Annotated in this window: 23 protein-coding genes; 1 reads left to right on the top strand and 22 read right to left on the bottom strand. The window is 39.7% G+C overall.

Annotated features, from left to right (window positions below; translation table 11 throughout):
- Positions 1-44 precede the first annotated feature (44 nt).
- The 14 genes from AC0VYV_RS00435 to metG all read right to left on the bottom strand — a co-directional run bounded on the left by AC0VYV_RS00435 (position 45) and on the right by metG (position 13,543).
- Positions 45-995 carry a ribose-phosphate diphosphokinase gene (locus AC0VYV_RS00435; RefSeq protein WP_194222596.1) on the bottom strand — a complete coding sequence of 317 codons (951 nt, stop codon included), beginning with the start codon at positions 993-995 and terminating at the stop codon, positions 45-47.
- 114 nt (positions 996-1,109) lie between these two features.
- Positions 1,110-2,477, bottom strand: a complete 1,368-nt coding sequence (glmU, locus tag AC0VYV_RS00430) for a bifunctional UDP-N-acetylglucosamine diphosphorylase/glucosamine-1-phosphate N-acetyltransferase GlmU (protein WP_475374367.1) — start codon at positions 2,475-2,477, stop codon at positions 1,110-1,112.
- A gap of 190 nt (positions 2,478-2,667) precedes the next feature.
- Positions 2,668-2,958, bottom strand: a complete 291-nt coding sequence (spoVG, locus tag AC0VYV_RS00425) for a septation regulator SpoVG (protein ID WP_098445913.1) — start codon at positions 2,956-2,958, stop codon at positions 2,668-2,670.
- A gap of 258 nt (positions 2,959-3,216) precedes the next feature.
- The gene (locus AC0VYV_RS00420) at positions 3,217-3,591 is read right to left on the bottom strand and encodes a RidA family protein (RefSeq protein ID WP_475374366.1); all 375 of its coding nucleotides are present in this window, start codon (positions 3,589-3,591) and stop codon (positions 3,217-3,219) included.
- Positions 3,588-4,442: a pur operon repressor gene (gene purR, locus AC0VYV_RS00415; protein ID WP_194222593.1), complete on the bottom strand. Its 855-nt coding sequence runs from the start codon at positions 4,440-4,442 to the stop codon at positions 3,588-3,590. Before purR ends, AC0VYV_RS00420 begins: the two co-directional genes overlap by 4 nt.
- Before the next feature lie 61 nt (positions 4,443-4,503).
- On the bottom strand, positions 4,504-5,373 hold the full coding sequence (gene ispE / locus AC0VYV_RS00410) for a 4-(cytidine 5'-diphospho)-2-C-methyl-D-erythritol kinase (protein ID WP_404684326.1): 870 nt from the start codon (positions 5,371-5,373) through the stop codon (positions 4,504-4,506).
- Between the two features lie 174 nt (positions 5,374-5,547).
- A complete protein-coding gene (locus AC0VYV_RS00405) occupies positions 5,548-5,730 on the bottom strand; it encodes a small, acid-soluble spore protein, alpha/beta type (RefSeq protein ID WP_430243497.1) in 183 nt (60 codons plus the stop codon).
- 140 nt (positions 5,731-5,870) lie between these two features.
- Positions 5,871-6,128 carry a biofilm formation stimulator Veg gene (veg, locus tag AC0VYV_RS00400; RefSeq protein ID WP_098445908.1) on the bottom strand — a complete coding sequence of 86 codons (258 nt, stop codon included), beginning with the start codon at positions 6,126-6,128 and terminating at the stop codon, positions 5,871-5,873.
- Between the two features lie 291 nt (positions 6,129-6,419).
- The gene (gene yabG, locus AC0VYV_RS00395; RefSeq protein ID WP_194222590.1) at positions 6,420-7,298 is read right to left on the bottom strand and encodes a sporulation peptidase YabG; all 879 of its coding nucleotides are present in this window, start codon (positions 7,296-7,298) and stop codon (positions 6,420-6,422) included.
- 204 nt (positions 7,299-7,502) lie between these two features.
- Positions 7,503-8,396: a 16S rRNA (adenine(1518)-N(6)/adenine(1519)-N(6))-dimethyltransferase RsmA gene (gene rsmA, locus AC0VYV_RS00390; protein WP_283153212.1), complete on the bottom strand. Its 894-nt coding sequence runs from the start codon at positions 8,394-8,396 to the stop codon at positions 7,503-7,505.
- Entirely contained in the window at positions 8,393-8,950 is a 558-nt protein-coding gene (gene rnmV / locus AC0VYV_RS00385) for a ribonuclease M5 (RefSeq protein ID WP_226616842.1), read from the bottom strand. Before rnmV ends, rsmA begins: the two co-directional genes overlap by 4 nt.
- A 155-nt stretch (positions 8,951-9,105) precedes the next feature.
- Positions 9,106-10,392, bottom strand: coding sequence for a ubiquitin-like domain-containing protein (locus AC0VYV_RS00380; protein ID WP_475374365.1), 1,287 nt, complete (start codon positions 10,390-10,392; stop codon positions 9,106-9,108).
- Positions 10,393-10,552: 160 nt separating this feature from the next.
- The gene (locus tag AC0VYV_RS00375; RefSeq protein WP_303536035.1) at positions 10,553-11,323 is read right to left on the bottom strand and encodes a TatD family hydrolase; all 771 of its coding nucleotides are present in this window, start codon (positions 11,321-11,323) and stop codon (positions 10,553-10,555) included.
- A gap of 279 nt (positions 11,324-11,602) precedes the next feature.
- Complete coding sequence (gene metG / locus AC0VYV_RS00370) at positions 11,603-13,543, bottom strand: methionine--tRNA ligase (protein ID WP_475366277.1); 1,941 nt, start codon at positions 13,541-13,543, stop codon at positions 11,603-11,605.
- Between the two features lie 536 nt (positions 13,544-14,079).
- Between metG and AC0VYV_RS00365 the strand changes: the two genes are divergently transcribed.
- Positions 14,080-14,358: an AbrB/MazE/SpoVT family DNA-binding domain-containing protein gene (locus tag AC0VYV_RS00365; protein WP_136948810.1), complete on the top strand. Its 279-nt coding sequence runs from the start codon at positions 14,080-14,082 to the stop codon at positions 14,356-14,358.
- A 51-nt stretch (positions 14,359-14,409) separates the two neighbouring features.
- On the opposite strand, the gene rsmI is transcribed toward AC0VYV_RS00365, so the two are convergent.
- From rsmI to tmk, 8 genes are all read right to left on the bottom strand, one after another.
- Positions 14,410-15,279, bottom strand: coding sequence for a 16S rRNA (cytidine(1402)-2'-O)-methyltransferase (rsmI, locus tag AC0VYV_RS00360; protein ID WP_430243507.1), 870 nt, complete (start codon positions 15,277-15,279; stop codon positions 14,410-14,412).
- Positions 15,239-15,541, bottom strand: coding sequence for a GIY-YIG nuclease family protein (locus AC0VYV_RS00355; protein WP_226616837.1), 303 nt, complete (start codon positions 15,539-15,541; stop codon positions 15,239-15,241). Before AC0VYV_RS00355 ends, rsmI begins: the two co-directional genes overlap by 41 nt.
- A complete protein-coding gene (locus tag AC0VYV_RS00350; protein WP_475374364.1) occupies positions 15,528-16,265 on the bottom strand; it encodes a tRNA1(Val) (adenine(37)-N6)-methyltransferase in 738 nt (245 codons plus the stop codon). The genes AC0VYV_RS00355 and AC0VYV_RS00350 overlap by 14 nt, the downstream gene beginning before the upstream one ends.
- A gap of 89 nt (positions 16,266-16,354) precedes the next feature.
- On the bottom strand, positions 16,355-16,699 hold the full coding sequence (gene yabA, locus AC0VYV_RS00345) for a DNA replication initiation control protein YabA (RefSeq protein ID WP_098445898.1): 345 nt from the start codon (positions 16,697-16,699) through the stop codon (positions 16,355-16,357).
- 16 nt (positions 16,700-16,715) lie between these two features.
- Complete coding sequence (locus tag AC0VYV_RS00340) at positions 16,716-17,543, bottom strand: PSP1 domain-containing protein (protein ID WP_194222582.1); 828 nt, start codon at positions 17,541-17,543, stop codon at positions 16,716-16,718.
- A 4-nt stretch (positions 17,544-17,547) separates the two neighbouring features.
- Complete coding sequence (holB, locus tag AC0VYV_RS00335) at positions 17,548-18,534, bottom strand: DNA polymerase III subunit delta' (RefSeq protein ID WP_475374363.1); 987 nt, start codon at positions 18,532-18,534, stop codon at positions 17,548-17,550.
- A 26-nt stretch (positions 18,535-18,560) separates the two neighbouring features.
- A complete protein-coding gene (locus tag AC0VYV_RS00330) occupies positions 18,561-18,890 on the bottom strand; it encodes a cyclic-di-AMP receptor (RefSeq protein WP_048313368.1) in 330 nt (109 codons plus the stop codon).
- Between the two features lie 38 nt (positions 18,891-18,928).
- Entirely contained in the window at positions 18,929-19,567 is a 639-nt protein-coding gene (gene tmk, locus AC0VYV_RS00325; RefSeq protein WP_226616834.1) for a dTMP kinase, read from the bottom strand.
- Between the last annotated feature and the right edge of the window lie 4 nt (positions 19,568-19,571).

The following is a 19,571-nucleotide window of genomic DNA, read 5'->3' as shown; positions in this document are numbered from 1 at the left end:
TCTATATGGATACCCATAATCACGAGGCAATAAACATAAATTATTTAATCAAATAATTTACTTACAGAAAGTTGCTCATGAACACGGATGATTGCTTCACCAAGAAGAGGTGCAACAGATAGTTGTGTGATTTTATCGATTTGCTTATCATGCGGAAGCGGAATCGTATTTGTGATAGCAAGTTCCTTAATTTTAGATTGATCGATGCGTTCAATAGCTGGTCCTGATAAAACAGGGTGCGTACAGCATGCAAAGACTTCAGTCGCTCCATTTTCGATCAATGCATTGGCTGCTAAGGTAATTGTACCGGCCGTATCAATAATGTCGTCAATAATGATTGCCGTTTTCCCTTCAATATTACCTACAATATTCATGACCTCTGCTACGTTTGGACGTGGACGACGCTTATCAATAATAGCAATTGGTGCCTTCAGTCGCTCAGCAAGCTTGCGAGCACGAGTTACACCGCCATGGTCTGGAGATACGACAACAATATCTTCAAGGTTCTTTTCTTCAAAGTGTTTAGCGAGAGTCGGAACCCCCATTAATTGATCAACAGGAATGTCAAAGAATCCTTGAATCTGAGAAGCATGAAGATCGAGTGTAATGAGTCGAGTTACTCCAGCAACTTCAAGTAAGTTTGCAACTAACTTCGCCGTAATGGGTTCACGAGACCTTGCTTTACGATCCTGACGTGCATATCCATAATAAGGGAGTACAATATTAATTGTTTTAGCTGAGGCTCTCTTTAGCGCATCAATCATGATAAGAAGCTCCATAATGTTTTCGTTTACTGGAGCACAAGTTGATTGGATAACGTAAACGTCACACCCACGAATACTCTCTTCAATGTTAATCTGGATTTCCCCATCGCTAAAGCGAACAACAGAACATTTCCCCATCGGAACACCAATATGTTCTACGATCTCTTCTGCAAGATCAGGATTCGAGTTTAAACTAAACACTTTCAAGTTTGGATCTAAATAATTAGCCATTGGCCGGTACCCCTCCATTAATTAGTAAGAAAAGCGCGAGCGTCTTAATCACTTCAAAACGATTATGCATTGTAGTAAGACACCAAGAGTTCAAGCTTTCTTATCTTCTTAAAATTAACTATCCTTCTTTTTCGTTGCGTAGTCTTCTTTATTCGTCTGACGAGAACGAGCAATTGATAGCGCCTGTTCAGGAACATCATCTGTGATCGTCGATCCAGCAGCAACAGTTGCACCTTTACCTACCGTTACAGGGGCAATCAAATTCACATTACATCCAATGAACGCGCCATCTTCAACTTTTGTTAGGTACTTTTTCTTACCATCATAATTTACTGTAATTGAACCACACCCAAGATTCACATCTTTACCAATTTCAGCGTCGCCAACATAACTTAAATGGGAAGCTTTGCTACCATCACCCATAACAGACTTCTTTACTTCAACGAAGTTTCCAATCTTCACTTCGTTCCCAATTTGTGAAGCTGGACGAACGTGTGCGAAAGGACCAATATTGACAGCATTTCCCACTTCACTATCATGAATAACCGATTGTTTCACAACGCTCTTATCTCCAACTTTACTATCCTTAATTTCAGAGTTAGGGCCGATCTTAGCTTCATTACCAATAGTGGTTTTGCCAGTTATAGTGGTTCCTGGATAGATAACAGTATCTTGACCAATCACTGCTTCTGAAGAAATATATGTTTGATTGGGATCAATTAACGTAATGCCATTACGCATATGTTTCTCATTAATTCGTTTTTTCATCGCAATTTCAGCTTTTGAAAGCGCGACTCGATCATTTACGCCCATTGTTTCATCAAAATCTGCTGTTTGATAGGCGCTTACGATCTCACCTTGCTTTTGAAGAATTTCAACAACATCTGGAAGATAATACTCTCCCTGAGCATTTTCATTCTTAACGAGCTGAAGCGTCTCAAAAAGGGTTTTGTTATCAAAACAGTATGTACCTGTGTTAATTTCCGTTACTTTCTGCTCAGCTTCACTTGCGTCTTTCTGTTCGACAATTCGTTGAACACTTCCATTCTCATCACGGATAATTCGACCGTATCCAAATGGATTATCCGCATCTGCTGTTAGAATCGTGGCTTTTGCACCCTGATCTTCATGATAAGTCAATAGTGCATCCATTGTTTCTTTCGTAATTAAAGGGGTATCTCCACATACGACAAGGGTGACGCCATCCTTATCGTTTAGGGTGTCTTGAGTCTTCATCACAGCATGCGCTGTACCAAGCTGTTCTTCCTGGAGGACATAATTCACTCGACTACCAAGCTGGTCACGAACCTTTTCAGCGCCATGACCGACGACAGTTACAATGTTTTGGAGCTTAAGTTCATCAAGTTGATCAACAACATGCTCTACCATAGGCTTCCCACAAACGGGGTGAAGCACTTTATAAAGCTTTGATTTCATCCGTGTTCCCTGACCTGCTGCTAACACAACTGCAAATCTATTCATGTATATGGTTCCTCCATTGTATCCTATTTTTCCACTTTGACTATATCTCAAAAACCCCTCATTTTCAAGGAAGTTCCCTAAATCCTCAGCATATAAAAAGTTGGAAAAGAAAGGTCTATGACTTTTTTCTAAATGAAGCGAAATTTCTGGTCAAATAAAAAAGCCCGGTCAGTTGACCAGACTTTTACGATTAGGAAGCTCCAGCTTCCTCATAAGCAGCTTCCATTTCACCAACACGGTGATATTCAGCTAATACAGCTGTTTGAATCTTTTCCCTTGTATTCGACGAAATTGGATGAGCGATATCGCGAAACTCTCCATCTGGAGTTCTTTTGCTTGGCATCGCTACAAACATGCCGTTATTCCCATCAATGACGCGAATATCATGAACGACGAATTCATGATCCATTGTGATGGAAGCGATTGCGCGCATGCGTCCTTCCGTATTCACACGGCGTAGGCGAACATCTGTAATTTCCAACTTGAGTGCACCACCTTTTTCCATTAATTAGAGCATATATGCACTATTCAACTTCTAGTTATTAATTCCTTCTTCTAAATATAAAAAATGTTATAAAAATTTAGTTGCTTTCACACTAAGATTCTATTTCAGAATAAAAAATCGACTGAAAGAAGCTAAATTAATCACCTTAGTGACATTTACTCCAAAAACTTAAATCAATTAGAAAAAAGTTTCATAAATAAAAAACCCACTCAGCGGATGAGTGGGTTAAATTGATTAGCCTACTAGAGCAATGACTTCAATTTCGATAAGGGCATCTTTTGGAAGACGCGCAACTTCAACACAAGATCTTGCGGGTTTATGTGCATTGAAATATTCACCATAGATTTCATTGATCGAGCTAAACTGGTTCATGTCTTTAATATAAACTGTAGTTTTTACGACATTCTCGAGTGAAGATCCGGCAGCTTCTAGAACAGCTTTCACATTTTGAAATACTTGATGAGTCTGGTCTTCTATCGCTCCATCAATGAGCGTTCCATCTGCTTTAAGAGGAATTTGGCCAGAGCTATAAAAGATGTTATTCACGATCATTCCTTGTGAATAGGGGCCAATCGCTTCTGGTGCTGATTTCGTATAGACTGTCTTCATTCGTTCTCCACTCCTTCTGTTAATGGCGTAAGAAATTTCTTGTAATTCCCTGGCGCAACCTGAATCGATCGCTCTTTCATATCGACTCCACCAAGGTTCATCATAGATACGTACTCTTCAACTAGTCGTTCTTCGCCTTCACCCTCAGCCTCAACAAGCACTCCAATTCCAGCAACGTCTGCTTGAAATTCTTCAAGCAAATTAACCATTCCTTGAATTGTTCCACCAGCCTTCATGAAATCATCTACAATCAAAACGTTCGCTCCTGGTTTCAAACTTCGACGAGCAAGCGCCATTGTTTGAATTCGTTTTGACGATCCTGATACATAGTTAATACTTACTGTTGAGCCTTCAGTGACCTTGCTATCGCGTCTAACAATGACAACCGGAACGTTAAGATGACTTGCAGCAGCATACGCAAGGGGGATTCCTTTCGTAGCAACAGTCATCACACAATCAATTTTACGATCAGCGAAAACAGACGCAAATAAGCGGCCGACCTGATTCATAATTTCCGGATTACCGAGGATATCTGTTAAATACAAATAACCACCCGGAAGAAGACGATCAGGACTTTCTAGAAAATCGCATAGTTCACCAACCACACGATCTGCTTCTTCTTCACTAATAAGCGGCATGTATCTTACGCCTCCAGCTGCACCTGGAACGGTTAACAACGATCCCACACCCTGTTGTTCAAAATTCTCTTTAATGATGACCAAATCCTCACTTATAGATGATTTAGCCGCCCCGTATCGCTCTGAGAAATAAGTTAGTGAAACTAACCGGTGTGGATGCTCTAATAAATACCTTGTCATATCCACTAGCCGAGAACTTCGTTTCATCTTCATAGAAGAACCTCCAAAAAATCCGAATAATTAATCATAATATATCACTAATGTACGGATTTATTCAAGGGTTCTTCTCACCTAATAGACGTACCGCATAAACTTGACCACAAAAACCTCTTAAACCGTTATAAATTCGTTGCATGCGCGATTCATGTCGTGTAAGACCAAAGACAGTTGGCCCACTGCCACTCATCAGCACACCGTCTGCTCCGAGGCTTTCCATCTTTTCTTTAATTTGACGTACTTCAGGATGAAGTTTCAATGTAACATCCTCGAGAACATTACCAAGGCGCTGACATATCGCTTCATAATTTTTTTCCTCTATTGCTTGCATCATTCCTCTTACGTCTGGATGGTTCATCTCTGCTGTTCTAAGGCGTCGATATACATCTGCTGTCGATACCCCAATAGAAGGCTTAGCAAGAATCACCCAACAAGGAGGTGGTGCATCCATTGGCTGAATAATTTCTCCACGTCCTTTTGCAAGGGCGGTGCCACCATATACACAAAATGCAACGTCTGACCCTATCTCAGAACCAATATTAGCAAGCTCATCATAAGTTAAACCTAATTGCCAAAGCTCATTAAGTCCTCGTAATGCCGCGGCAGCATCACTGCTTCCTCCAGCAAGACCAGCAGCAACTGGAATTTGCTTATCAATCTTGATCGATAAACCCTGCCGAATGTTGAACTTTTTCTTTAATAATGCTGCAGCTTGAAAAGCTAAATTCCTTTGATCGTCTGGAACAAAACCGCTTGTTGACTCAATAATGATTTCATTTCGTCTCAATTCCGTTAACTCAAGTCGATCTGCAAGATCGACATTCGTCATAACCATTTCTACTTCATGAAAGCCATCAGGTCGTTTATGAAGCACATCGAGTGCTAAATTTATTTTCGCCGGTGCTTTCACACTCAGTTTTCTTTTCATCTCGTTCACCTACATTTTCGTCCTACCGTTCGACATTTTAACTTACTGTGAATTATTGTAACACAACAAGCCTAAAAGAAAGAAACGGAATAGGATGCAACCACGGGAGAGTTTAACTTCTCTGCAACAAAAAAAGAACCCTGACTATTAGTCAGAGTTCAATCGTCACAGGGTTCAGTGTTTTTGTTGGTTTGCAAGTTGCTCCTCAGCTAGTTGAATAGCACGCTTCACGATGTTACCTGCATCGCGAGCTTTTATTCCTCCCCAACCTTCTTTCTGAACCGTATCATAAATACCAAGCTCTTTCGCAATTTCTTCTTTCAATTGATCAGACATAATCCCTTTACGTCTTGCCATGCGAATCAAGCTCCTTTCTATCCTGTAACACTCTTAGTGTGAGGATCGAAAGCCATCGCTATACTGCCAATATGTAACCAAAAGAAAGAGAAAAATTATTTATTCCCAAATAAAGCAAAAAAGCAGTTAGACCATTTGCCTTAACCGCTTACTGCCGCTTGTTCTTCATTAAATGTAATTTGTACTGTATCTGTTAGAATATCTGTGTAGCTGTATGACACACGCTCAAATGCGTTCGTGTCCTGATCCAGCTTAACAATGAACACTGCCGGGTAGGTTTCTTCAAGGATGCCTGAACGTTGAATTGTCTTTCTGCGACCTCCGTTTGCCTTTAAGGTCAACCGTTTGCCAACCTGAGATTGTAACGTTTGTTTGATCTCAATAATCGTTTTTGCCATCGGAACCTCCACCTCACTTAGACAAATTATAACATCTTTTGCATCACCTTGTCAAATAAAACTTAAATTATAACAACGAAGCAAAAACAATGTCAATTGTTATTTACTGATGATGTGTATTTTTATTGTTTCTTAATTTGTCGAAAAATATGTATACTCATTGAAATATGCTGGTTATCTCAGGTTTCGCAAAAGAACATTTCTCTATTCTAGCCCCTTTCAACGAGCTTATTTTTTTATTAAAACTGACGTAAAAAAGCGAACGGATGGATATGTATTCCACCCGTTCGCTCACTCTGAATAATCCTCCTGGTCCTTCATAGGCATACCTGTGCGTAGAATTCCTCTTGTTTCTACTCCACCAAGTCCATCTTCACCAGTCAACGTGTTTCTAAGAGCGTCCCAAACATTAACGTGATCAGTAAAAGATGTGAGTGCAATTTTGGATACGATAAAAACTGGATCAAGCATGTGAATGTTGATTCGAGCTGGAGAGCTTGCAAAATTAGCCCCTGCACGAATGAGTGACTCAAAATGAGACTGACACGCTCCAGCAAAAATTACAAGGTGATCAAGATTCGGAAAAACACTTCTCACTTCTTTTACAGCTCGAACAAAGTACCGTGAATTTCGGTACGATTGAAGATCCTTTTTCTCGCCTTTATGTTTTGTATACGCATCATGCCCTGTGATAACCAAAATATCTGGTCTAACATTGTTAACTAATTTGATAATATTCTCCGGTATTTCGCTCTCCTTCATATATAGCCCATAAACCGGGACGCCAAGACGCTTATACATTTCCAAACATTTACTAAGGTATAGTGGATCCCCGTCAATATGAAGAATTTTCCCCGGTAGTTCAAAAAAACTTGTTTCTTTCTTAAAATGACTAGTTGCCGAATATTCTCGCTTCATTCGCAACAGTTGATAGTCTTGTCGAAACAAACGAAAGGAATAGTCTTCTTTCTCTTTGGACTGCTCCCGTCTCATTTTGTGTTCATTGGAGTCAATTACCACCAGGTCGTCAAACGGGGCATCTGCGATTAGCCTCATATCCTCGCCCACGAGCTCCGCTGACTTACTTGACTCATTCATCCTTGTTACTCGAAAGATTAAGTCACAGCCATATGAACGCCTGGCAACGATATCTCCTTCTTTCATCGTCATTATCTTCCCTCCACACCGCTTGACCTGAAAGACTAAACAGCATCTCCTTTACCTACTATATGAGAACTTTAAGAAAAGATGATTTATATAGAAATGAGAACTTGGTTTACCTTCACTGATTATTAGGAAGATGTTCGAATCATGAAAACTAAAAAAACACCCCGGAAGTTAGTTTATAACTCTAACTTTCGGGGTGCACCACAATCAAGGTGTTTTTTTAGTTTCATTTTTTCTGCTATAAAAAGCATTACTCAACGCCGCGAATTCTTCCATTGAGAGCGTTTCGCCCCGACGTGTTCCATCAATCCCTGTCTCTTGTAATACTTCCTCAATCATTGGCTTTTGCTCTTTACTTAAAAGATTATTTTGCAAATTGTTCAATAAGGTCTTTCTACGTTGACCGAAGCTTGCTCGAATCACTTCAAAGAAATAGGCTTCATTTAAAAGATCGACAGGAGGCTCCTGACGCAGCTCCAAGTGAAGAACGGATGAATCTACATTGGGCTTTGGTACAAAAACGGTTTTTGGTACTGTGAGAGCCGTTTTAGCCACTGCATGGTATTGCACTGCAAGTGATAATGAGCCGTATTCCTTAGAACCAGGCTTTGCAGCAATACGCTCTGCTACTTCTTTTTGAATCATAACAACGATCCCACGTACTGGTAATTTTTCTTCCAATAACTTCATGAGAATAGGCGTCGTCACATAGTAAGGAAGATTCGCTACTACCATCAAATCCTGACCCTCTTCAAACTCTTCTTCAATCACTTGACGAACATCGGCTTCTAACACATCACTATGACGTATGTGAACGTGTGGATAAGGAGAAAGAGTGTCTTCTAGAATAGGGAGTAGACGCTGATCAATCTCAAATGCCACGACCTTTTTAGCTTGTTTTGCTAGTTTCTCTGTTAAGGCTCCAATACCTGGCCCGATCTCGATAGCGCCAGAATTCGGTGATAACTTAGCCTGGTCAACAATTTTTGTTAGGACATTCGAATCAATTAAAAAGTTCTGTCCAAGACTTTTCTTAAAAGTAAAACCATGTTTAGATAAAATTTCTTTTGTTCTAAAAGGGGTTGATATTTCTTTATTCATTTCTCTTCCTCCTGTAACACTTCTTCCAAAGCCTGACTAAACTCTTCTCTTGAAATTTGAAACATTTGTAGCCGTTTGAAAAGCTGCTTTCCATTCATATAGCCCATTTGCAACCGATCTCCTAAAGCTTTTCTTCTCTCCTTAGAACGATCGCCTACAACCAGACCAGCAGCGATAAGATCCTCCCATTCAATCAAAACATCTGGAGCTTCTATCTCTTCTCTTACTGAAAGAATGGCTTCTTGAATATCCTGAATAGAGGCATGTTCAATTCCAACTTTCTTTCCATTAGATGAGATGGCACGTTTTTTATTTAGAAAGGCGTGTTTACAAGAAGGCAGTCGGTCACTAATGATTTGACGAATTCTTGTACCAGGATAATCTGGATCTGTAAAAACAATTACGCCTCGTCTCTTCCAAGCAAGCTCAATACGTCTAAGCGTCTCTTCGCTAATCTCAGATCCATTCGTTTCTAGCGTATCCGCATCAAGCGCTCGTTTCACAGCCAATGTATCGTTTTTGCCTTCTACGATAATGATTTCTTTTACTTTCACTCTGTTTCCTCCATAATACATAACCGATTCTACCCTGTTATTATAACTACACGTGAATTTTTATAGTTTCTCTCATATATCTTTTCTTTATCATACAAAAAACACAGAGAGAGACTTTCCCCACTCTGTGTTATTAGCATACCATATCTCGATCACTAATCGAGGATTGTAATTTGAACAGTCTTGTTTCCCCATGCGTAAGCTGCAGACTTCGAAGAGAAAAACACATCAATCTTGTTACCTTTAATCGCACCACCCGTATCAGCCGCAATAGCCGTTCCATATCCTTCTACGTGAACTTTTGAGCCGAGTGGAATCACACTAGGATCAACCGCAATGATTTTCGCATCAGGATTAGATTTTAAGTTAAAGCCCGTAGATGTGATACCTGAACAGCCAGCACAATTTGCCGTATAAGCTGTCGTCGATACGTTCATTACCTTCCCTGACGACTTACTTTCAGGTTTAGATGGTGATTTTGAAGTTTTTGTAGCAGGCTTACTAGCTGTCTTTGTTGATTTAGATTGAGTTGAAGGGGCACTGCTAGTTTTCACAGCTGTTTGTGTAATAACCTGGGTACCAACAGCAACGATTTTGTCACTGCTTTCCTTCACTACATCAGTTTTCTTAAGCTCACGGGAAACCTCTTTACCATTTTCTAAAACAACTTCGTAATGTTTCTCCCGCTTGCCTTCTTGTCCGTCTTCTAGGACTGTTTCTTTACCTTTTTGAATTGAACTATCATTCTTCTTAATCGTTGCATAGTCAATCGTCTCTTCCACTACATCGGTGACCTTTTCCACTCGAATCACGTTGATTTCCGAGTTCGCTGTAACGTCCTCATCTTTTTTGGGTTCTACGCGATCAAGTTCTCCAAGTTGTATATTCTGCTGTTCTAAAAAGCCAGCTACCGTAGTCGAAGTTGTCCAAATCTCTTTTTGTTTCCCACCGTCGTTTACCGCAACTTTGAAAGCTTCATCAACGGCAATCGTCATATTTTCTTTCAATTCATCATCGAGTGATACAGACATTTGATCATGCTTACCGAGCTCCATGTTTTGATCTTCAAGTAACCCTTTCACTGTATCTTTGGTGGACCAAACTTGTTGGTTATCCCCATTAATCGATAGCGTTACTTGAAAAGCCGGTTTCCATTCAATCACATCTCCAGCCTCAACCTTGGCTGATAAATCGTGACTTAAATAATCATGAGAACCAATATTCAATTCTTCATCCTTTAATAACTCCGCAACTGTATCTGCATGTGTATCTACCGGCTTCTCTTCTCCATCAAGGACAAGCGTGACCGAAGCTTTTGTAGTTTCAAACACGATAAAGCCGGAGACTAAACCTAGTACAATTACACTTAAACAAATCATGAATACGTTCTTTCCACCCTTAACACGAGCAAAAAAGTTTTCCATGTTCGATTTCATTGTCATAGTTACCCCCTGAACCGACTGTGTTTCAAAAAGAAAAGCTTCTTACTTATCCCCAATTGCTAGTTTAGTAGAAAAGGCATCTACTTCGATCTTGTATGATGGGAGAAGTTATTTTTAAAAGCATGCTATCATTTCTTTTTAACGACAACGGTCTTTTTTATTAGCGACTAATACCGAATAATGTCATAGCATTTTCGGATGTTCTTCTTGCTAATTCTTCATAATCCATTTCTTTCAAATCCGCAATCTGTTCAGCGATGAGCTTCACATATGAAGGTTCATTTCGCTTCCCGCGGTTTGGGTGTGGTGCTAGAAAAGGACAGTCCGTTTCAATTAGCAAACGATCAATTGGTATTTCTTTCGCTACTTCTTTTGGTAGTTTAGCGTTCTTAAATGTTACTGGTCCACCTAGAGAAATGTAGAAATTCATATCAAGACACTCATTAGCCTCTTCTACAGTTCCAGCGAAACAGTGCATGATGCCACCTACCTCAGCTGCATTTTCTTCTTTCAATACATCAATGACATCTCGCGTCGCTTCACGATTATGTATGATGATCGGTAATTTCACTTTTTTCGCAAGTTGAATTTGCTTACGAAAAACATCTTTTTGTATGTCATGAGGTGATTTGTCCCAATGATAATCAAGTCCCATTTCACCGATTGCTACTACTTTTGGATGACCAGCAAGTTCTTCAATCCACTCAAGGTCCTCTTCTTTCATATCAATCGCATCAACAGGATGCCAACCTACGGCTGCATAAAGAAAATCATACTGTTCAACAAGTTCCATAGCATGTGTTATCGTTTCACGATCAAAACCAACAACAACCATCTTGCTTACTCCCGCTGCCTGGGCACGCTCAATTACTTCTTTTTGATCTTCGGAAAATTGTTCAACATTCAAATGCGTGTGTGTGTCGAATAACATGTCAAAACTCCTTCTCCGCTCTAGTACGATGCTAGTGTACCAAATGTCCTAGTTATTTTCTAAGTCTAAACAGTTTCATTTTAATTACATTTTGTTTACAATGCTCACAAAATAAGTTAGAATATTCAGTATATTAAGGTGTTTTGGTTCTTTTTTGTATACTTATCTTGCAACTCAAAATGGAAGTTTAGTCACAAATAGCAAAGTAAATGGCAGGGATTTATTGTGAATTAGAAAGTAAAAAAGACCCGGTCTATTTTAAGACCGAGTCATGAGTCATTATTTGATTTGTGTTCCATTTGGCAAGCTTTCAGCAATAGTCGACAATTTCAGCTCGCCGTCATGCTCACCTGCTAGAATCATACCTTCAGATAATTCTCCTCTAAGCTTTACTGGCTTAAGATTGGAAACACAAACAACTTTTTTGCCGATGAGTTCCTCTGGTTTATAATGTTTTGCAATTCCTGAAACAACTTGTCTCGTTTCATAACCAAGATCTAATTTTAATTTCAATAACTTATTGGCTTTTTTCACCGGCTCTACTTCAAGTACTTGGGCGACTCTTAAATCAACTTTTGTAAAGTCATCAATTGAAATTTCATCTAAATCTGGTTTTTCAATTGGCGGTGCTTCCTTAACGACATTGCCACCCATTTGTTCAACTATATATGCAACCTCTTCTTCACGGTCAAGTCTTGGGAAAAGCGGAGCATCTTTTTGAACCGTTGTACCACCGAATCCTTTTTTGAATCCTAATGATTCCCAACTTGTTTTCTCGCCTTCTTCAATACCTAGCTGTGACCAGATCTTTTTAGGCGTTTGCGTAAGGAAAGGCTGCAATAAAATACCCACTTGTCTCAATGATTCAGCGAGGTGAACCATTACAGCACCAAGCTTGTCTTTATGAGTTTCTTCTTTAGCAAGAATCCATGGTTCTGTTTCATCAATGTACTTGTTCGTTCGACTAATGAGCTGCCAAATCGAAGCAAGCGCAACTGAAAACTCCATGTTTTCAAGAGAGGTCTCTACTTTGGAAATTGTTGAATCTACCATCTCTACAAGAGTATCATCAAAATCTGTGACCGATCCTTCATACACAGGTACTTCACCGTCGAAGTACTTAGCGATCATCGCTACTGTTCGATTTAACAGGTTGCCGAGATCGTTCGCCAAATCATGATTGATTCGCTCCACAAAGCTCTCAGGTGTAAAGACGCCATCTGAACCGAACGGTACTTCACGCAATAAATAATAACGTAAAGCATCAAGGCCATAGCGATCAATTAAGGTAACTGGGTCAACCACATTACCTTTGGATTTAGACATTTTTCCATCTTTCATTAACAACCAACCATGAGCAAAGACTTTCTTTGGTAACGGCAGGTCTAGTGACATCAGCATAATTGGCCAGTAAATCGTATGGAAACGAACGATTTCTTTCCCAACAAGATGCACATCCGCTGGCCAGAACTTATTATAAAGCTCATCATTTTCAGTTCCATACCCAAGGGAGGTGATGTAATTGGACAATGCATCGATCCAAACATAAATGACATGTTTCGGATCTCCTGGAACTTTAACACCCCAGTCAAAAGAAGTTCTTGATACCGCAAGATCCTCAAGACCAGGCTTGATAAAGTTATTGATCATTTCATTTTTTCGAGATTCCGGCTGGATAAACTCGGGATTGTCTTCATAAAATTTCAATAGACGATCGGAATACTTGCCCATTTTAAAGAAGTAAGACTCTTCCTTTACTTTCTCCACCTCACGTCCACAGTCGGGACATTTCCCATCGACTAACTGGCGTTCAGTAAAGAAGGACTCACATTGTGTGCAATACCAACCTTCATATTGGTCAAGGTAGATATCACCCTTCTCATACATCTTTTGAAAAATCGTTTCGACAATTTCCTCGTGACGCTTTTCGGTTGTACGGATAAAATCATCGTAACTAATGTCTAACTTATCCCACAAATCTTTAATGCCAGCAACGATGTCATCAACATACTTCTGAGGAGTAACCCCCTGCTCGTGTGCTTTCTTTTGGATCTTTTGCCCATGTTCATCCGTTCCTGTTAAATACTGAACATCAAAACCTCTTAAACGCTTGTAACGTGCCATAGCATCTCCTGCTACAGTTGTGTAGGCATGACCTATGTGGAGCTTTCCACTAGGATAATAGATCGGTGTCGTAATATAAAACGTCTTGTCACCCATGTTGCTTCCTCCTTGATTAAAACAGTGATAAAGTGAAAAGCTTAATTCGTTCTTTAGAACAGTGAATCCCCCACCTTAACGCAAAATTGACTCACGTTTAGAGGTGGGGGCTACTGGATAAAAAGCTCCCGCCCCATGTAGGACGAGAACGTTAGCAACTCTCAACTACAGCCCGCGTTTGCGTATCGCTGTGTAACATCATTTTGTTCATTCAAGTACAATTCTTCTTCATCAAAATATAACTAATTTAAGGAAGAAATGCAAGGAAGCGGAGCTTAAATCGCGTAACCTACACAAATTTACAATTAATGTCGAAGGATTTACAAGAAAATTGTCGAATCATTTATTTAAGGAAGTCAGGTTTTGGTAATAATATAGTACTTCGAATCCCGTAACAAACCTATTATAGGAAATATTTACCCGATTAAAAGGATTGACGCTTATGGGAAACACTGGTATTATATAGAACATAAATAGAGAAATTTGTCGAATCCTGACGTAATTAATAAAAAATTGGGAATAGGGGAGTATAAAACATGAAATCTACTGGTATTGTACGTAAAGTTGACGAGCTTGGCCGTGTTGTTATTCCGATCGAACTACGCCGTACACTTGGTATTGCAGAAAAGGACGCTCTTGAAATCTACGTTGACGATGAGCGCATCATCCTAAAAAAGTATAAGCCTAACATGACTTGCCAGGTAACTGGTGAAGTATCCGATGACAATCTTGCCATCGGTAACGGCAAACTAATCCTTAGTCGCGAAGGTGCGGAGCAAGTATTGGAAGAAATCCAAAAAGCTCTTGCTAAATAATGAATGTATAGAAAAGCTCCTGCCAATAAAGGCAGGAGCTTTTTTTGTACTCTAAGATTCTACATGATAGGCCTGATACACTTCTCTTTTTGGTAGCTCGCGATCAATCGACACTTGTTTGATCGCATCCTTACTTTTCATTCCGTCACTAATATAGTGTTCTACATGATCTCGTAAGGTGAAATCTTCCCACCAAAGCTCTTCATTCACTTCTTCAACTATGCCACCTTCGACGATCACACAAAATTCACCACGGATTTCATTTTCTTCACACCAGCGAAGCACCTCTTCAACTGATCCCCTAATAAACTCTTCATATTTCTTCGTTAATTCTCTTGCTATAATAATTTCTCTGTTTCCTAGAACTTCAAGAACCGCTTTCATCATTTCTTTTAAGCGGTGAGGAGCCTCATAGAATAGAACTGGTGAAGGAATTGTTTTTAGCTGTTGTAATTCAATTTTTCGCTCTTTCTTTTGTCTAGATAAAAAACCATAATAATAGAAATGCTGTGTTGGTAAACCTGATGCCACAAGAGCAGTAATTGCTGCATTCGCACCCGGTAATGGAATAACAGGAATTTCCTCTGCCACACATGCCGACACAATTTCATACCCTGGATCTGATATAGCAGGCATTCCAGCATCGCTTATAAGAGCAATACTTTGTCCTTCCCTTAAACGCTCCAAAAGTTTATTTCCACTCGATTCCTTATTATGTTCATGATAGCTAATCAACCGTGTCTCAATCTCAAAATGATTCGTTAGCTTTTTTGATTGTCTTGTATCTTCTGCAGCAATAAGATCTACGTCTTTTAACGTCTGTATAGCGCGGAAAGTCATATCATTCAGGTTTCCGATTGGGGTTGGTACTAGATAAAGTTTACCTGTCTCGCTCTCTTTGTAACTCTTCTGACTCCACATGAACTTGCCTCTTTTCTTTTATTATCTTTTCTTTTTGTATACGAGATAGTTGTTTGATCCGATATTCTTCTTGCATTGCTTCACTTTTTGTCTCGTATTCTGCTTGATAAACAAGGTGTAGTGGACCTCTCCCCCTCGTATATTTTGCACCTTTTCCACATTCATGTTGAGCTAATCGATGAGATAAGTCCGTCGTATAGCCAGTATAATAACTACCATCTCGACATTCGAGCATGTAAACAAAATGACTATAGTTCTTCATAAACATTTCTCATCTCGTCACTATACGTATTATCTTTCTGATAAACGATGAATGGCGGCAACACTTTTAAATCAGGCTTCCCATCTTTAATTCCTTCTATTAATAGCGTGTTTGCTTCTTTACCAGCTTTCGGATAAACAAGCTGCATTCTCTTAGGTTCAACACGGTATTTTCTCATTAGCGTCACAATATCAAGTAACCTCTCAGGACGATGAACCAGTGATACCTTCCCACCCTGTTTCGCTAAACGACTGCAAGATTGAATAACATCTTCGAGAGTACACATAACTTCATGTCGGGCGATGGTAAGGTGTTCATTTAGATTACGCTGTTCATTTCGCTTACTTTGAAAATAGGGTGGGTTGCATGTTACTGCATCATAAGATTCCTTTAATAACCCAGCTGGTAGGTCCCGAATATCTCCATGATGTAGGGTAAGCTGTTCATTAAGGTCATTTAAATCCACACTTCTCTTCCCCATGTCATATAGCCGATCTTGAATTTCGACCGCATCAATCGGAACCTGACTTCTTCTCGATAATAGAAGTGGAATAATGCCATTACCTGTACAAAGATCAATTATTTTACCACGTTTTATCGGCACCCAGGCAAATCGTGCAAGTAGAACGGCATCTAGAGAAAAAGAAAATACCGTTGGGCTTTGAATAATTCTTAATTCATTTTCAATGATGTAGTCAATCCGTTCATCATCATATAAATGCATGATGCTTTTCTCCTATCTATTTTAATTCTTTAGTGAACAAGTTATTTAATTGTAAAAAAGGTCTTTCCAGATGTGGAAAGACCAAATCACTACTTTTTATTTAAGAACGACAAGCAGAAAAGACAATCTCCCTCTGTCCGGATGCTACCGTAATGGAGATTACAAATATGAAAACCTTCTTGATATAATCTCGCAAGATTATCATACCCTTCTCCAACTTCTGGTTTACCGCGCTTCTTTTTTCCAGATGAATGACTCTTCGGCTCTGAAGTTTGTTCTAACCGCTCTCGCAAGTGGTGATTCTCAATTTCGAGATGGTGATTTTCTTCCAGAAGTCCTGCAAGATGTTCTTTTAGTTCGCCTAATTGTTTGTATAAGTCACCAATCTGTTCTTCCATTGAGCTTACACGTGAAAAAACTTCTTTTTTCTCCACTTCCGTTCCACCTCAATCAATCTGTGGCTTGCGTAGATACTGCGCCGTCTTGTATCAATTCATCAAGCGTATATTCTGTCACGCGGTTGAGTTCAAATAATTCGACCTGAACAAGACGTTCCAATATATTCAACCCAACAACTTTCCCTTTACCTTGTCCGGTTTGAATCGTCTTTCCAACGTCTGGAAGCTCTTTTTTACCGGATTCGTAAGCATCGTTCTCATATTTCAAACAGCACATTAACCTGCCGCAAAGACCAGAAATTTTAGCAGGATTTAAAGATAGATTTTGATCTTTCGCCATCTTAATCGAAACAGGTTCAAAATCACCAAGCCATGTTGAGCAACAAAGCATTCGGCCACATGGTCCAATTCCACCAAGCATCTTCGCTTCATCTCTTACACCAATCTGACGAAGTTCAATTCTTGTTCTAAAGATGGATGCGAGTCCTTTCACAAGTTCGCGGAAATCTACTCTTCCATCTGCTGTAAAGTAAAAGATGATCTTATTCCGATCAAATGTATATTCAACATCAACAAGCTTCATATCAAGCTTGTACTCTTCAATTTTAGAAACACACACTTCAAAGGCTTCTTCAGCTGCGTGTTTATTATCTTCTACCGCAAGGCGATCTTTTTCATCAGCTATGCGAATTACTTTCTTGAGAGGAAGTACAACATCCTCTTCATCAACTTGCTTGTTTGCTAATACGACTTTCCCAAATTCAACCCCTCTTGCAGTCTCCACGATAACAAATTCTTTGTTGGACACCTGGAGGCTACTCGGATCAAAGTAATAGATCTTCCCCGCTTTCTTAAAGCGAACGCCAACTACTTCATACACAAACTTATCCCTCCCGTAACCTGAGTACTAGCTGTTCCATCACAAACTGCGGGTTTGTGTTTGCACTCAGACGTCTTTTGGCATCAAGTATCGCCATCATATGCTGACTTATCTTCTTTCTTCCGAATTGAAGGGCATAACGTTCGAGCTTATCCTTCTGATCTGCATAGACAATCCGATTATCCTGCAGTTGTATTTTCATTATATCCTTATACCAAAAAAGCATAAGATTAAGTCCCATATCCTGCTGCGTTTTATCCTTAAAATGAGCTAGCCATTTGTCATGGATCGTTAGGAAAACCTGATGAGGTCTTTCCTTCAACTCTTCAGTTAATTGTATCACTATCGCTCTAGCCTGTGCAAACCACTCATCAAGCGCCAACTCCTTTGCTGCACGCTGATCATTCGTTAATTGAGCAGCTAATTTAGCAAGGTGTGTTGTTACTCCGTCATTCACTAAGGCTTGTTCCACCCCATTTGTTGAAAGGGGTTGAAATGTAATAACCTGGCACCTCGAATAAATCGTGGATAGAATATGCTGCTTTTGCTCTGTTAAGAGAATAGCCATCGTCATTTGTCCTGGCTCTTCAAGAAATTTAAGTAAACTATTAGCAGCTTGAGTTGTCATTCGATCTGAATGATTCAATATATAAACTTTCTTTCGAGATTCTACCCCAAGATAAGAGAATTCCTTCTGAAGCTTACGAATTTGATCGATTTTAATCGATTGTCCATCAGGTTCTAGGAGATGAAGATCGGGATGATTCCCAGAATCAATCCTTTTACAGTCTCTGCAGTTTTGACACGGATCGATTCCTGTTCTTTCCTGACAAAAATACGTTTTCGCCATATGAACCGCAATATCTTTTTTGCCTGTTCCTGCCCCACCGTCAAATAAATACGCATGAGAAAGACGTTCTTTCTTGAAACTATTTATGACCATTCTAACAACCGTGGGTTGCCGGTCTTTTAATTCATTCCAATCTGTCATTGCTATCACTCATCCTACCGTGCATATTAAAAATGATGGAAGGCCTCTACTGGAAGAACAAATACCGTTGCTCCTCCAACTGACACTTCAACAGGATACGGTACATAAGAATCTGCATTTCCTCCCATCGGAGAGACCGGTGCCACCATCTGTTCTCTACTCTGACAATTGTCTTTAATAATATCAAGAAGCTTTTGTACACGATGATCTTCCGTACCTACTAGAAATGTCGTATTTCCTGCACGTAAAAATCCACCTGTAGTCGCAAGCTTTGTCGCCTGGAAATTATGATCGACCAGGGCATTGGATAACCGATTACTATCCTTATCCTGAACGACAGCCATTACTAGTTTCATGTATATCCCTCCCCGGGCGGCAAGCATGCACCCGTCAATTAGTTATTACTACAATAGTTATCCCACAACACTGTAAAATCCTTTTTTATTGAGGAAAAAATCTCATCGACAGCATTTTCACCATCAATCAAATGAATCCGTTCATTATTATTTTTATATAATTCCAGGAAAGCTTCTCTCACCTTTTCATGATAAGCGGTTCCTTTTTGCTCTATCCGATCAAGTTGATTTCTTGCTGCCATTCTTTCTTTACCAACAGAAACAGGAAGATCAATCATATAGCTTCGATCAGGTGTTAGCCCTCCTGTTGCAAATTCATTGATGACCTTTATCGTTTCTACATCTAGTCCAAGGCCAACCCCCTGATAAGCCACTGATGCATCAACAAAGCGATCACATAGTACAAGATATCCTTCATTTAATGCTGGAAGAATCTTTTCTCTCACATGCTGAGCTCGGGATGAAGCATAAAGAAGTACTTCCGTCTCATCCACCATCTCTTCATGTTCTGGATTAAGGATCAAAGATCTAATTTGATCGCTTATAGCTGTACCACCTGGCTCTCTTGTATGAATAAAACGAATGCCTTCTTCGTTTAAATAATCGGCTAGTTTTTGAACCTGTGTTGACTTACCTGCGCCATCCGGTCCTTCAAATGTTATAAATAATCCTTTCAATGCC

Source organism: Anaerobacillus sp. QJM3NY_17, from assembly GCF_056173665.1.
Note: the sequence above shows the minus strand (reverse complement) of the source record. Positions and strands in the feature narration are given on the sequence as shown.

Coding starts and splice junctions, on each gene's coding strand:
- AC0VYV_RS00435 (WP_194222596.1), bottom strand. CDS start 995: ATGGCTAATTATTTAGATCCAAACTTGAAAGTGTTTAGTTTAAACTCG.
- glmU (WP_475374367.1), bottom strand. CDS start 2,477: ATGAATAGATTTGCAGTTGTGTTAGCAGCAGGTCAGGGAACACGGATG.
- AC0VYV_RS00420 (WP_475374366.1), bottom strand. CDS start 3,591: ATGAAGACAGTCTATACGAAATCAGCACCAGAAGCGATTGGCCCCTAT.
- purR (WP_194222593.1), bottom strand. CDS start 4,442: ATGAAGATGAAACGAAGTTCTCGGCTAGTGGATATGACAAGGTATTTA.
- ispE (WP_404684326.1), bottom strand. CDS start 5,373: ATGAAAAGAAAACTGAGTGTGAAAGCACCGGCGAAAATAAATTTAGCA.
- AC0VYV_RS00405 (WP_430243497.1), bottom strand. CDS start 5,730: ATGGCAAGACGTAAAGGGATTATGTCTGATCAATTGAAAGAAGAAATT.
- veg (WP_098445908.1), bottom strand. CDS start 6,128: ATGGCAAAAACGATTATTGAGATCAAACAAACGTTACAATCTCAGGTT.
- yabG (WP_194222590.1), bottom strand. CDS start 7,298: ATGACGATGAAAGAAGGAGATATCGTTGCCAGGCGTTCATATGGCTGT.
- rsmA (WP_283153212.1), bottom strand. CDS start 8,396: ATGAATAAAGAAATATCAACCCCTTTTAGAACAAAAGAAATTTTATCT.
- AC0VYV_RS00380 (WP_475374365.1), bottom strand. CDS start 10,392: ATGACAATGAAATCGAACATGGAAAACTTTTTTGCTCGTGTTAAGGGT.
- AC0VYV_RS00375 (WP_303536035.1), bottom strand. CDS start 11,323: ATGTTATTCGACACACACACGCATTTGAATGTTGAACAATTTTCCGAA.
- metG (WP_475366277.1), bottom strand. CDS start 13,543: ATGGGTGACAAGACGTTTTATATTACGACACCGATCTATTATCCTAGT.
- AC0VYV_RS00365 (WP_136948810.1), top strand. CDS start 14,080: ATGAAATCTACTGGTATTGTACGTAAAGTTGACGAGCTTGGCCGTGTT.
- rsmI (WP_430243507.1), bottom strand. CDS start 15,279: ATGTGGAGTCAGAAGAGTTACAAAGAGAGCGAGACAGGTAAACTTTAT.
- AC0VYV_RS00355 (WP_226616837.1), bottom strand. CDS start 15,541: ATGAAGAACTATAGTCATTTTGTTTACATGCTCGAATGTCGAGATGGT.
- AC0VYV_RS00350 (WP_475374364.1), bottom strand. CDS start 16,265: ATGCATTTATATGATGATGAACGGATTGACTACATCATTGAAAATGAA.
- holB (WP_475374363.1), bottom strand. CDS start 18,534: ATGACAGATTGGAATGAATTAAAAGACCGGCAACCCACGGTTGTTAGA.
- AC0VYV_RS00330 (WP_048313368.1), bottom strand. CDS start 18,890: ATGAAACTAGTAATGGCTGTCGTTCAGGATAAGGATAGTAATCGGTTA.